The 13,260-nt window shown below is 57.0% G+C and carries 11 protein-coding genes and 1 pseudogene; 2 read left to right on the forward strand and 10 right to left on the reverse strand.

Annotated elements, in window-relative coordinates; all coding sequences use genetic code 11:
* Positions 1–95: 95 nt before the first annotated feature.
* From AO268_RS28610 to AO268_RS28625, 4 genes and pseudogenes are all read right to left on the reverse strand, one after another.
* Positions 96–1,748: pseudogene (locus tag AO268_RS28610) on the reverse strand (DEAD/DEAH box helicase); the annotation flags it as partial.
* Entirely contained in the window at positions 1,723–3,018 is a 1,296-nt protein-coding gene (locus AO268_RS28615) for an ATP-binding protein (protein ID WP_099170582.1), read from the reverse strand. The gene AO268_RS28615 and the pseudogene AO268_RS28610, both read right to left, overlap by 26 nt.
* Entirely contained in the window at positions 3,015–5,435 is a 2,421-nt protein-coding gene (locus AO268_RS28620; RefSeq protein ID WP_099170583.1) for a TerB N-terminal domain-containing protein, read from the reverse strand. Before AO268_RS28620 ends, AO268_RS28615 begins: the two co-directional genes overlap by 4 nt.
* 138 nt (positions 5,436–5,573) lie before the next feature.
* The gene (locus tag AO268_RS28625; protein WP_099170584.1) at positions 5,574–5,768 is read right to left on the reverse strand and encodes a hypothetical protein; all 195 of its coding nucleotides are present in this window, start codon (positions 5,766–5,768) and stop codon (positions 5,574–5,576) included.
* Positions 5,769–6,038: 270 nt separating this feature from the next.
* Between AO268_RS28625 and AO268_RS28630 the strand changes: the two genes are divergently transcribed.
* Positions 6,039–6,530, forward strand: coding sequence for a hypothetical protein (locus tag AO268_RS28630; RefSeq protein ID WP_176561421.1), 492 nt, complete (start codon positions 6,039–6,041; stop codon positions 6,528–6,530).
* Positions 6,531–6,591: 61 nt separating this feature from the next.
* On the opposite strand, the gene AO268_RS28635 is transcribed toward AO268_RS28630, so the two are convergent.
* The 3 genes from AO268_RS28635 to mobH form a co-directional block, all read right to left on the reverse strand.
* Positions 6,592–6,852 carry a hypothetical protein gene (locus AO268_RS28635; RefSeq protein ID WP_099170585.1) on the reverse strand — a complete coding sequence of 87 codons (261 nt, stop codon included), beginning with the start codon at positions 6,850–6,852 and terminating at the stop codon, positions 6,592–6,594.
* Positions 6,853–7,070: 218 nt separating this feature from the next.
* The gene (locus tag AO268_RS28640) at positions 7,071–7,319 is read right to left on the reverse strand and encodes a DUF6124 family protein (RefSeq protein ID WP_099170586.1); all 249 of its coding nucleotides are present in this window, start codon (positions 7,317–7,319) and stop codon (positions 7,071–7,073) included.
* 514 nt (positions 7,320–7,833) lie between these two features.
* Positions 7,834–9,477 (reverse strand): MobH family relaxase, encoded by a 1,644-nt coding sequence (gene mobH / locus AO268_RS28645; protein ID WP_099170587.1) that lies wholly within the window; start codon positions 9,475–9,477, stop codon positions 7,834–7,836.
* A gap of 222 nt (positions 9,478–9,699) precedes the next feature.
* Here mobH and AO268_RS28650 point away from each other — a divergent pair, with 222 nt between their 5' ends.
* Positions 9,700–10,053 (forward strand): DUF3742 family protein, encoded by a 354-nt coding sequence (locus AO268_RS28650; protein WP_099170588.1) that lies wholly within the window; start codon positions 9,700–9,702, stop codon positions 10,051–10,053.
* A 5-nt stretch (positions 10,054–10,058) separates the two neighbouring features.
* Here the strand turns inward: AO268_RS28650 and AO268_RS28655 are convergent, their stop codons facing one another.
* From AO268_RS28655 to AO268_RS28665, 3 genes are read right to left on the reverse strand one after another with little or no spacing between them, the layout of a single operon-like run.
* Positions 10,059–11,564 carry a conjugal transfer protein TraG N-terminal domain-containing protein gene (locus AO268_RS28655; protein WP_099170589.1) on the reverse strand — a complete coding sequence of 502 codons (1,506 nt, stop codon included), beginning with the start codon at positions 11,562–11,564 and terminating at the stop codon, positions 10,059–10,061.
* Positions 11,561–11,902 carry a hypothetical protein gene (locus AO268_RS28660; RefSeq protein WP_099170590.1) on the reverse strand — a complete coding sequence of 114 codons (342 nt, stop codon included), beginning with the start codon at positions 11,900–11,902 and terminating at the stop codon, positions 11,561–11,563. Before AO268_RS28660 ends, AO268_RS28655 begins: the two co-directional genes overlap by 4 nt.
* A gap of 1 nt (position 11,903) precedes the next feature.
* Positions 11,904–13,259 carry an integrating conjugative element protein gene (locus tag AO268_RS28665; protein WP_099170591.1) on the reverse strand — a complete coding sequence of 452 codons (1,356 nt, stop codon included), beginning with the start codon at positions 13,257–13,259 and terminating at the stop codon, positions 11,904–11,906.
* Position 13,260: the final 1 nt, after the last annotated feature.

Genomic DNA, 13,260 nt, shown 5'->3' on the forward strand with positions numbered 1-13,260 from the left:
GCCGCCATGGTTTCAACAATCAGCTGTCACCGGTAGAGTTTGAAAAACGTTACGCAATGAGCTTGCAAGGTGTCTAAAGAATCCGGGGCGATTCAGATAATACGTTGGTCTTTGGTCAGCGGACGGCTAACGGGGACCGAGCCCAAGGCTTTACCGTCGCATACCAGACGGAATTCTTCATCGCTGGTGAATGCGCTGTAGAACTCATAGTGATTGATCATGCGCTCGCCAACTGTTCCAGGCAGCAACAATCCTGAGCTGTCCTGGACAATCAATTCGTGCTCACCCAGAGATTTGAGTAGTTTCACAAAGTCTGGCTTTTCAATACCTTGAAATGCGCCTTCAGCAATCAAGTTTTTCCATAGGTCGGCAGCCGAAGCGCCGCCGCATTGAGCAATGATGGAAAGGGATTGTTGAACCAAGGTGGAGGCATGAATGCCCTGCGCTCTGGGAGGTTCAAACCAACCTCTGGTCAGCAGTCGAACCATGGCAATGGTTTGTACCAACCCTTGGCGTAATTGATCAGATAAGCCAGATTTATCCGTGAGCGGTGATTCTTTACAGTAAACGCGTAACGTTGCTTTCTCTCCTGGGCGTCTGCCGGAACGCCCTAAACGTTGACGTAGACTTGCCACGGAAGGTGGAGCACCAATTTGCACCACCGTTTTGATACTGCCGATGTCTATTCCGAGTTCAAGTGTTGTAGTGCAAATCGCAGATGCTGGCCGGTCGCCGGCTTTCAGTGCATGTTCAGCCTGCTCCCGCAGTTCTTTCGAGAGACTACCGTGATGAGGCCAGAACTCGTTGGGCACGCCGTCTTTCTCGCATCGTCGGCGCAGTTGGTCTGCGTACCATTCAACCTGGGACCGACTATTCGGGAATATCAAGTTATTGCTACCGCGTAGTACCTGGTAGAGATGCTCAGCAATCGCGAAGTCGGGGCTTGCCTCATTTTCCGTTTCGTCTTCATTCCTCTCCTGCTCATTGGGTTGCCCAGGTTTCTTTTTAAGCTCGCTCATTGGCGGCTGAATGTAGCCGCGAACTTGCACCTGAAGTGTCTGGTTAGCGTTTTTCGATTCAATAACGGTAACGTTATCGGCATTGGCTGGGCGCAAAAACGCTGACGCCATCTTCATATCGCCGAGAGTGGCTGAAAGCCCAACCCTGGGGAGGCGCCTCCCCGCAGCAAGTTCAACCCTGTGCATCAATGACTGAAGTTGTTTGCCTCGCTCACTGCCGATGAAAGCGTGTAGCTCGTCTACGACGATATAGCGCAGGTGTTGGAATACCCCGCCGAGACTTGAGCCACGGTTGACGAACAATGCCTCAAGAGACTCGGGAGTGATTAGTAGCACGCCCTCAGATGATTTGAGAAAACGGTGTTTTTTGCTGGATGAAACATCTCCGTGCCAAGCGACAACAGGGATCTCAAGCTGCTCACAGAGTCGGCTTAACCTGTCCCATTGATCGTTAATCAAGGCCTTGAGTGGACTGATATACAGCACCGCACCAGGCGGATCATCGTTATTGAGCAGATTCGTCAGGATGGGCAAGAAGGCGGCTTCGGTTTTGCCAGCGGCTGTTGCTGCGGCGATGATGACGTCCTGATCGGCGTGCACCAGAACAGGCACGGCCCATTCCTGGGCGTCGCGAAGGGAGGTCCAACCTTCAGCCCAAATCCAGCGCTGGATTCGGGGCTCTAGCTGTTCAAAGCCTGATGAATCAGAGTGTGAAGGTGGCAAGTTCATCGTCCGCATCGACCTTCATATCATCTTCACCGCCGGAATCCTTGGCGACCTCGACTGCCCCTAACAGCGTTCGCCAATCGGCCCTTGGGTTTTGCTCCAGGATGGCCAGTAGATTGATGAACGCTGTGATCGTGGTACGCGGTGTGCGGAAGTAGGCTTCCCCTAGGCGTTGGTTGCAGTGAGCCATAAACAGAGGAAGCGCCTCGTCAGGCAGCAAATACTTTTCAACATCGCCGCCGGCATATACGTGGCGGAGTTTTTGAAGCAGTACGTAGAAGTCTTCAGGGGTAAGACTGGTAAGGCGAATGACCGGCCCCGAGAGATCCACCAGTCCGGTTTTGGCAAACGAGTTCTCAGCCAATCGCGACTGCAGGGCAGGGTAGCTGAATAACCCTCGACGGGTGTCCATCAAAAACTCGGGCGTGCCGCCCAGCACGAAACCCAACCCTTCGGATGACCCTTGCAATGAGTCGTTGAGGATGCGGAGGATCTGTTCGTAGTTGGCATTACGAGCCTGCGTATTCGCCAGTTTGTAGAGGTTAACCAGTTCGTCGAGGCAGATCATCAGGCCACCGAACCCTGCGAGCCTGACGAATCTGGAAAGCAACTTGAGCTGGTCGTAGACGGAGGCGTCATCAATGATGGTCCGCACGCCCAAGGCTGTGCGGGCATCGGTTTTGGTGGTGAATTCTCCGCGCAGCCAACGAATGGCGTCGGCCTTCAGTTGCTCATTGCCTTCCTCAAAACCGCGGCAATAGGCAGCGATCACCTCGGCAAAGTCGTACCCATTGACCATCTCGGTCAACTCGGCCAAGTGCTTACGAATAACTGTCTCGCTGTCGGTACCCGCTGCCTTAGCTTCTGTTTTGGCCAGGGAGATAAATTTCTCCACGATGCCTTGTATGGCACCACCGTCAGGCTTTGTGCGCGTTGACATGTTCTTGGCTAGTTCGGAGTAAAGCGAGCGAGCTTGCCCCCCAGTGGCGTGCAACCGGCGGTCAGGGTTCAAGTCGGCATGCATGGTCACGAGTTTTCGCTCCATGGCGATAGCACGAACCAGGTTGAGAAAGAACGTTTTACCTGCGCCATACTCGCCTATCACCACACGAAACGCTGATCCGCTCTCCACCAGACGTTCGACATCCTTGATCAGAGCATCAAGCTCACCTACACGGCCAACCTGAATCAAGTGCTGACCAACACGTGGCACTACGCCTGCGCGTAACGATTGAATGACCGCATCGCGATCCTTGGCTCTGATAGTGCTCATAGGGCTAATTCTTCCAGGATGTCTGTGTTTATCTCGACCGGGTCGTCGCCTTCTGTGACGGGCATGTCGAATCGTTCAAAAGCCATGTCGTTGATTTGTTCCAGAGCGCCATCGAGCATCAGCTCCATGTCGCTGGCAACGATTTCCAGTTCTGCGCGGCTCCATTCCGGGCGAGAGATCAACAGGCGGAGGAAGGCCGAGTGTTCCAGGTCAAGCCCAGGCACGTCCGCGCTCGACTCGGAATTCGGTTCAGCGCTTTCAGTCGGCCGCTCCGCCTCCTCAACCTGATCCTCAGTGAACACCTTGGCGAGGAGGGCGGAGACCTCCGCCGTCTCCCGCTGAAGCTGTGCAATCCGATCATGATCAAGGACGAAACCTTGTTTCAAAGGTGAGGCAGGCTGCGCGCCGGGTTCGGCGGATGGGTAAGTGGTGGCAGGCGTCATGGCAATACCCACACCGGCTGCCGCCCCATGGAGGTCGCTGTAAAGCAGTTGGCTATCTAATTGCAGTGTCTTATACACACGCTCCAGCAATTTCACTTCTGCGGGGCTGACGATGCCATCGGCTTGCGCCAGATGAGCGAGGAAGCCGGCAATGGTGCGTTTTGCATCGACGGGCAAGGGGTCGAGCTTTTTCTTAAGGCTAGCAAGCGTGGGCGGTTGTTGGAGTTGGATTTGCAGATGTGCTTTGAGGCGTTTGTGATGGGCACCGCTCAAGTGACTCCATGAATCGATATGCTGAGCAAGCAGTGTGATTTCTTCGTTGGAGGTATCACCGTCGGCCGAAGCCACCGCACTGGCCAAATCAAGGGTTACCGATGCAGCGTTGTATGCAGCAGACGCACGGAGTGATCCATCTTCAGGCTGGGTTACAAACAACGCGATCCGGTCCTCGGCTTTTGGCGTCTTGCTACCACCCAGTACGTCGGGTTCCATTCCAATATGCAGCGACTCCAATGCGCGGGCCAGAGCGAGTACTTTGTCTCGAGACAATGCGCCCGCGCTTTTAAAGCGCCCTGCGAGCTCTCCAAAACTCATGACGACCAGGTCGTTACCAATCCTGGACTGCAGCTCATCCAATTCATTGTGGGCTGCCTTCGGCCAGAGCGCGACAGGAAGCTGCAGGAGCCCCTCAAGTGCCTCTGCGCTTTCAGGGTTTCTTCCCAAATAACGGCTGTAGGGCTCAACTTCGCTGGTGCATTGCTCGACCAGTAGTTGCAAGATTTTACGTGTGCCCGAGGTTGCCATGACGTCAGGCAGATCCCCCAGGGTAAGGGTGGGGGCCTTAATTACGGCAGAGGCAGGGCGATAGCTGGCCTTGAGCTTGGTTTTGTTCTGCGCCAGTGTCAGGCCAGCAGGATAAGTGTTTTCGTACTTGAGCTTGAACAGGCGTGAAAATACATCTTTGCAGCGTATGACTGGCGTACGTTTACTGATGTTGGGGTCGGCCAACGCCCATGCCAGTGCCCAATCGGCATTCAGCGGATGCTTATTGGCCGCGTGCTGACCTAAACCAATGCGCAGCGGCAGAGGCATTTCATAGCTGTGCTCGGCCACGTTGGGCGGCAGGCCAAGGTAGAGATTCGCGTCAACGGCGCGGTTGCCCAAGTAGTCAAGGAAGCTTTCTGCATAGCCTCGGAATGACCCATTTCCTCTATAAATACTCAGTAGGCGCCGGACCTCGTCGACTATAAGAGGAACCTCATTAATAACCTTTGAATCGTAAATGGGATCAATGAGGGCTCGACGTTCCAAACCGTAGAAAAACAAAAATACATAGCCGGTATCCACCAACGGATCACTACGCCCACCTGCGAGCCATTGCAGGTATCCGCGTCGCGCTTGCGGTGTAATAGAGTGAAAACTCGGCCAATAAGACATCAGTCGCTCGTTGAGGTCGACGTAGTTCTTGGCAATCCGAAGCTTTGGGTTGATCAGTGAAGGCTCTTGAGCATCATGTCTGCTATCGAGTGTGCTCCCGATATAAAACATGCCGCGAGGCAGGGAGAAGCCGGCAACTTCGATGATTTCGCCAGCAGGCACCCAGCGGGCGTCGGCCTTCTGTGAGCTGATACTTGGAATTTTAAAGGTATTGGCAGGCGGAGAGCCAAGTTGCACCGTATAAAACTCGGGGCTTTCCTCATTGTCCCTATTGCTCGTCGAGACTTCACGCATGGAAAACGTTACGCCCAAGCCTTGTGGCTTTTGCGGGCGTACATTCTTGGCAGCCGATGCTTGAAGCTGATTGAGCCGGCGTTTTCCGCGTTCGGCCAGCAGCCACATAATGGTGCCGATACCCGCTATGACACCGATCGCTATCCAGGCATTTTTGGGGATAGCAGCTAGAGCACTGAATGCCAGAGCAAAAATAATAAGTATACCGGTGCCACCGGAGTTTTTTGCTTTCTTCCTTGCCATGTGTCATTTCAACCTTGAAAGATGGGTGATGGCGCAATGGCAGTATCCAATATTTCTCACGCTTGAGCCAATGGCTTGGCTGAGCAGATGATCGGAAAGTTGAACGATCTTGGATGGAAAGTCATTTCAGCTCGAGATTTAATGCTTAGCGTATTTCATCTGAACGTCGCGGCATTTACCCGGCAGTGATCGGCCGTAGAGGAACCGCAGTTCCGCGGACGCTGCACGTTCGATTTCAAGAATCCAGATCAGGGTGGCGGTAGCGAGCTGGTCGTCACCAAAAAGTTCATGAAGCCGGAAATCGGAGGCCAGTGTGTCGAGAGCATCGGTCATAGCGCGTCCTTTTGCTTGGTCAGAGAATAGGTCTGGTGCGCAACGCTGAAGGCATAGCGGCATAGACTTGCGTCAATTTGAAATCAGTTTCATTAACCGAACAATGACGGAGCGCAATGCAGGCTAAGAATCAGAGGGTCTTGGGCAGTTTAGGCCGGAAAGCCGGCGCCGATAAGCAGTAGTCGGTCTAGAGAAAACCCTCATAAGATGAGCCGCCAATGCGTAGGATACCTCCTTTGCTTCAACAAACTCATGGAAGAGACGCGTCTGATGGATATGCAGTTTTGCGGCAATGGTACGTATGAAAATCCCTCCGCCGGTACGTGCGATGAATACCGCTTGAACGGTGTTGCCAGCATGGATGACCTGAACGAAGCCTATCGAAGACTTGTAGGGGTTCATTCTGGGTTTAAACCGTTGTTCTCGTTGGATGATCTGTCACAGGCCCGGTATACGTCCGGGCATGCGCGCAATGCTTTAGGGATGGACGACGCCACGGAGCAGGACATCGCACAGCTGCCGCCGACGTGTTTCGACAACGGTGAATACCTGGGCTATCCCACCACAAAGGAAGAGTTCGCGTTTTGCTTTCGCAACTTCATAGGCTTGGTCACTGACACATCCTTTGCAGACGCTTGCGAACATGGTTTGACCCTTGATCAGCAGGCGCTGAGTGAATGGACGGAATATCAGCAGAATCCGATCATCCCTGATCAAACAACCTCTCTTAGCACTCCTGGTGCCCGTCCGGCAGTCGTATGAGGCATTGGCAGCGTTCCCGAATATGGTTGCGTTATGTGGAGTGAAGCTAGTTGGGGAACGCTTACTGCATCAGCTTCATGACTGCGATCAGCACACCAACGGCGGCCGATAGCATGACACCCATGCGAATCGTAAGTCGCGCTTCGAGTTTCGAGAGCTCACCATGAAAACTCGCAAGCTCCGTTTTTACATTGGCAATATCAGCCTTTGTCGCGAGATAGGTATTCAAGTCAGACTCCATCGCATCAATGACCGCATTGATCTTTTGCTCGGGAACGTTGATTGAGGCTAACGCCTGGTATAGCGCAATTTCGAGCTTCATAAGACTTCCAACATAGCAAAGGCCGATTCCATACGGGAAGGTGTGAACGGTGCTGTGAGATGGACGGCTTTCCGAGTCCACCCTGGGCGATAGCGTGATTGTGTCGGGAGAGCGATACGAGGAGCTACTGTCCGAACGGATAGGTGTGGGATCTGTAGTCCGCTATCGGCAAAGCGGATAGCCACTCCTTGTGGGAATGGCCATCCGGGGCTGATTTTTCATTTGGCAGATGGGGCTTCGCGCTCCAACACCATGTCGACCAGCAATTGTGCATCCTCAATCAGTTGAATAACCCCAAAGGCTTTCTGACGCTGTGCGTCATCGAGTTTGGCGATGTAGTCATAAGCCAGTGCGGTAGCTGATTGAAGAAACTCGCTGGCATGCACCAAGGCTTTTTCGTTGGTGATGTCTGGGCGTACGTTGAAAAGGCCCTGAGATGCATCTGCGTGGTTATCGTTGTCATTCATTCGCAAACCTCCCTTTGCGGGGGTATTTGAACAGCTGCGGATTGATAACTGACCAACTGAGCGCGCTGACGGAAAGTTCCGATATGTGTAACGATATATTGATTAGACGTAGTGGGCGGTGCCCTGGCGTGAAAGGGGGGTAAGTCATCTCCTTAGCTCCTTGGTTTGATTAAGGAACCAACCACCCATCGTTCTGACCCGATATAGGGTGGCGGACCGCACGGGGGTCAGAATACCGGAACCAAGGGACCGGCCAGGCCGAAGCCTGCCCCGCGCGGGCCGCCATAAGGAGCAGCAGAAGGCAGAGAAAAGCGCCAACGGCTGAGTTATGGCGCATGGGGCCGCGCCTTGGTTTGGTCGGGATCTGACACCCGGTCACAGCTCTGCTGTGACATGAAAAGCCTACCGTGCTGAAAAGCGTCTATCAAGACGGTTTGAGAATGACTGGCCACACTACATTCTTATCCGCTCGTTACGTGAATTTACTAGCCAACATTGCCGCCAATCAGCGGGTCTATTCCGTGTGTTCGTTCGTCATCAGACGAAGATAGGGGTTATCAAACGACACCTGCGCCGAGACCGACTCCGGCCGTAGCAACAGATACCCATGCAGGCGTTTGCCTGGACGAGGCCCGCAGACTTCGCAGGTCCACAGATTGAGGTCGTTCGGACGCTTGCGGTGTTGCTTCAGTTGTTCGAACTGCTTCTGCAGCCATGACCAGTCACGCGGGTTGTTGCTGTGCGCATTGTTGGCGATTTCCGGGTGTTCCTGCAGATAGCGGTGAAAGATACCGGGGCTAACCAGGAACAGTGTGCCGTCAACGGTGTGCAACAGGGCTTTGCTGTCGTTCATGGCGAGGCGCTGCTCGCGTATTCCATTGCGCAACCACTGCATGAACGGCAGGGCTGGGGCATTTTCTGACGGTTGAGTGGCTTCGTCAGACGCTGGTAACGGCGCTGCGCCCTTGGGTAGGTCAGGGACATCGTTTGGTTCATTTGAGTCGTTGTGCGCTGCCGTCTCCACCTGAACCCGACCGGCAAAGGCTGCTGGGCGTTGCTCCGGTTCCCAGATCAACGCGGGGGACAGTTTGAGCAGCGTAAACGTCTGCGTCCAGCCGCTGTCGCTTTGCACGGTGGCGCGCCAGATGGCTTTGCCGTCCGGGTTATCCAGCACCAGGCTGTGTTCCTGCAGGATGTTGAACAGGGTGGTATTGCGCTCGGGAATGCCGCTGATGCCTTGGGACAGCAGGTGGGCGCGCAGCTTGTCGGAAACGGTTTTGCTCACCAGCCAGAGTGCATCGTCGGTAAGCCAGCCGTCGGAGGCTTCGGGTTGGTTGAGTTTGAGTACGTCGTGCAGCAGGTAACGCAGGCCGTCAATCAGCTTGCGTTGCAGGGCGTGGCGGGGTGCGGCCAGTGCCTGCACCGGATCGCCACCAAGGGCGCGGGCGACGGAGGCCTGATCGGCGCGGATTACTAGTTCGCCCAAGATGCCGGCGTGTTCGTACTGCCCGGCCAAGGCGTGCAGCAAGGCGGCCCACAGTTCCGGGAAGCCGCTGAGCCAATCCAGCGGTTCGCGGCCAAGCACGGCGTTGGCCAGCAGCCCGGTCGCGGCGCCGTGCAGGCGATACTGCCGATCCGGATTGTGGCGGAAGCGATAGGGCTGTCGCAGCGGGCCGTGCCACGGGTGCCAGCGTTGACCGGCCTGGTGTTCCACCACCAGGTCGGTGATCAACTTGCCGATGTCGTGCAGCAGGGCGGCATAGGCGATGCCGGCAGTCCAGGCTTCGGCCTGCTGGGTTTGAATTTCTGGAGGTGTGTCCAGCGGCAACAGATGTGACTGGCGCAGCTTCAGGGCGCATACGACGATTTCCAGGCCGTGGTCCAACAGCCCGCCAGGATGGGCGTGGTGATGGTTTTGTGAGGCGGGGAAGTGCTGGACCAGTTCGGCATAGCGCTCCAGTGGGGCGCGGTACAACACGGCGAATTGTGCTGGGGAGACGGCGGTGCGTTGCCAGATTTGCTCCATCAGTGTTCGGCGATGGGGCGCGGCCAACAATGCCGCTGCCGACTGCGGATACAGCCAGCCGCTGGGCAGTTCGATGTCAGCAGAAGTGGACGATTCAGTTACCCCTTTTCGGGGGCGTAACCATCGAAACATGACAACACTCCGAAGTGTGCACGGCGGGAGTGCCTTTTGCCTTTTTGGGATAGAGCCTTTGCCATTGATGAACCCTTCCCTTGCGTCCCTTGCGCCCGCCGTTTCAAGCCATTTTTTGCTGACGGGCGGCACGCACATCCCAGGAATGCTGTGGTATCCATTGTTACTCGTCCGTCCTCGAACTGGAGTGCTGAAAAGCCCATTGTCGTAGAGGTGAATGCCATGAGCGGTCATTCAACAAACAGTAAAGCCAAGCGTGTCGGGCGCTGGCTGGGTAGAGCCTTTAGCAGGGGGCTTCGACAAGAGCGTCGCCTGTGGGATTGGCTGCGCACCAAGCAAGTACCGAAGCCCGTAGTGTTCGTGCTTAGTTGGTCGGCTCGTCTGGGGCTGATTGCTGTTCTCCTCTACATGTCGTTCTGGATCCTCTTGGTTGCGGCTGCTTTGGCTATTTTTGTTCGCCTTCCTGTCCCAGAAGTCCAGTTGTTTCGGGATCATGAGGAAGATCATCGTCTCAGCGGTTTCTATGATCCAATCAACTACAACGATGATCCAGATCCGCGCTTTGATGGTGAGTAGCTGATCTACTTTATAGCCCTTGCAGCAGTTGCAGCTCCCTGAGAGGTTGCCTGCCCAGCGCCTTTCGTCCCGTCCATAAGTCCCTGCATGGCACCTCCCGCGCGAACGCCAGTCCAGGACAGCGCGGCGACCCAAAGCGTTGGCAGCACCAAAAACATCATCGCCATCACAAAGTTCAGCAACATATCCCCAAACGAATTGTTCAACCCAAACAGCACATTGAAGTTGCTCTGCGGCGCGCCGCTGCCGTAGAGCGCATCCAAAATTGTGCTGTCGATCCAGCGTGCCAACTGAAACCAGAAATCCACGAAGAACAGCGCAAACTGCACGCAACTGGCGGTCACCAAGGTCTTCAGATCATAGGTGCCGATCACCAGCACCAACGGCAGACAGATCACCAAGGCCATCTTAAGGAATGACAACACCATCGGCAGCGCCTGGCGCACCACATCCATCGCCGGGAAAAAGCCCAGCGAGCCCACGGTCAGGCCCAGGTCGGCGGTGGCGCGGGTGACGAGGTTGGGGATGCTCTTTTCAACCTGTCCGCCATAGTCGTTGTACACCTGGCCCTGGTTCATCACCTGCTGCCGAGGCGCGGCTACTGCTCTGATCACCGCGTCATCGACTTGCGCGCGGGGGATGAAACTGGCCCAGCGCGACAGGCGCGTCAGCAGGTTCGCATCCACTTGCTGCAACAGGTGCGAGCGTAAGCCGCTGTCGGCATCTGTCCACCATTGCCGGCAACCCGGATAACCACCACCGTCCGGCACCTGTGCCAGCCCGGCATCGCGGTTGGCGTCATACGGCCAGGTACTGCGCGGGGTGTTGGAGCGGTAGCGGTCGTAGAAACCGGGGGTGTCGAGGAAGTAGCGTGAGCCGATCCAGCCCACATCGTTCATCTGTTCGTCGCTCAGTTGCGGGCGGTCCATGAACAGCCGTGCGCGGGCACGTGCGTAGCAATCGCGGGTGAAGTCGGCGACTTCCTGGGCCAGCAGCGGATCATCGATCCGCGCGCTGTCGATGGCCATGCGCATCTGCCGCAGGTCCGCGCCACAGGGGATCGAAGCTACTGCCGCGCCGGTCACTGCCTTGGACAGCGAGTGCATAAAAAACCACCACACCGGCACTTCGGCGCTCTGATTGTTGAGGGTGGTAAAGGCACTTTCCCAACCAGTTTCCGTGGGCGCGACAACACGTACCTGGCATTGCTGCGAGCGGCTTCCATCGAACTTCAGGGTGCTCAGGTCCACTGGGATAAACGGAATGGCCGCGAACAGAATCACCACGATGGCTACCCATACCCGGTTCTCGATACGCATCGCCGAAAGCACACCCTTGTTGCCTTCATCGGCACCTTCGGCGCGGGCGCGCAGCCATTCCTGCAGGATGATCGCGAGAAACGGCAGCGCAAATACACCGCTGGCCACCAACACCTGCCATAGGCCATTGTTGACGATCCAGCCCACCAAAGTCAGGTAATACTCCAGGTAGTCAGTGGTGGTCAGGGTCATGTGGCCTCCGGTCCCGAGAGGACATTGCTGACTTCCAGCAGCAACAGTGCGGCCACGCCCGCCCATTCGGCACGGCGCAGACGCGCGGCGGCGTCTGGCTCGCGTTGCAGCAGGCGAGTGCGCATCCAGTGCCAGCCGTAGATCAGCGCCGCGTACAGGCCCAGGCGCCAGAGCAACAAGCCCAGTGTGTGATTGCGCAACCAGTTGCTCCAGGCTTGCACATCGCCCAGCAGGCGGATGGCGAGTACGTTGATCAGGAGGGTCGCGACGACCAGGCCCAAGGCCCACGCCGCACCACGACCCAGCGAGCGCAGGTACTTGACGTCTGGCCAGCGCATCTCAGCGGTCTCCCTCGGTGGGTCGTTCGATCTGCTCGATGCGGTTACGTTGCGGATCGCCCTGATACACGCCGCGCGAACCTTCGATGCGCAGTTGATTGCGCCGCAGTATCTCGCTTGCTGCATTGGCCGCCAGGGTGCGACGCAGCTCCAGTTCGGTCTTCAGGTTCTGGATTTCCAGGGTCAGCATGTCGCTCTCCTGGGCCACTGCCTGTTGCGCCAGTTCGTTGACTGCCACATTCGGTTCCTGGCGCCCGGTCAGCAGCGTGCGCTGCAACAGCAGGGCTTTTTCCAGCACGCTGGACAACGCCACTTCGGAGGCCAGGCGCTTGCCCAGCAGATCCTGGTCCGATTCCTCGCGCAGCGCCTCGACCAGTCCGCGCGTCACCGGCAATGCATTGCTGCCGGCGGCATCCAGATTGGCCGGGGTGGTCGGCACGCGCTTGCTGACCAGATCCAACAACGACTTGAGCTTGACGTCGTACTCTTCCTGAATCAACGGGGTCAGCCCGGTGCCCGGCGTGCTGTCGGTCTTGCTGCAATCGTCGCAGGTGCGCTGTACTTGTTCGCCCAACACGCGGTTGGCCCAGTCGGCCGCGGCCTGGGGTGACGGCCAGCTCTGGCAGCTCAAGCGGCCGCCGCAACTGGCGCTGGGAATCGAGGAGGTGTCGGTGGCGCTGCGGCCGTTGAGCAGGTTGTAGCCGGCGCGGGTCACATCACCGACCACCTTGATCGGCGCCTGTCCGCTGCCACCGGCTTGCTCGCCGCCGACCCAAGGCACGCCACGGTTGCCGCGCTTGGCCTCGGTCTGTTCAATCGCAGCCACGGCATCGGTCTTGCTAGTGGTTTCTTTCAGCGCCATGCCTTCGGCCAGTTGCTCCCAGCCAGACTGGTTGCCAGCGATATCGGCCATGCGGTTGGCAATCGCCCGGCACGTGGTCTTGGAGCGGTCAAAGTCCAGCCGCGCCTGCAAAATCCCGTTGGTCAACAGGTTGTACAGGCCGGGGTTGGCACGCTGGATGATCAGGGCGGGCAGGGACGCGACGGCGCTGGTGGCGTTCTGGATCACGCTGCTCATGATCGACTGGAAACCGTTGGTGATGCCGTTCAACTGATTCTGCAACGTGGTCTCCAGGCTCATGTCACCGCAGATCATATTGCTGCTCCAGCCCACGCCGACGCCGAGGCTGCGCATATTCGCCCCTGGGCCCATCGGCACGGCGCGGCCGCCACCGATGCTGTAGAGCACGTCGTCGCCGATCACACTGCCGCTGGCGCCGAAGTTGGGATCGTCGGCGTAGGCCGGGTAGCACAGCAGCCCGAAGATCAGCAGGGCGGCGGGGTAGTGGGTCTTCATT

Origin of the sequence: Pseudomonas sp. ICMP 8385 (assembly GCF_002699915.1) — a bacterium.
Taxonomy (GTDB): domain Bacteria; phylum Pseudomonadota; class Gammaproteobacteria; order Pseudomonadales; family Pseudomonadaceae; genus Aquipseudomonas; species Aquipseudomonas gessardii.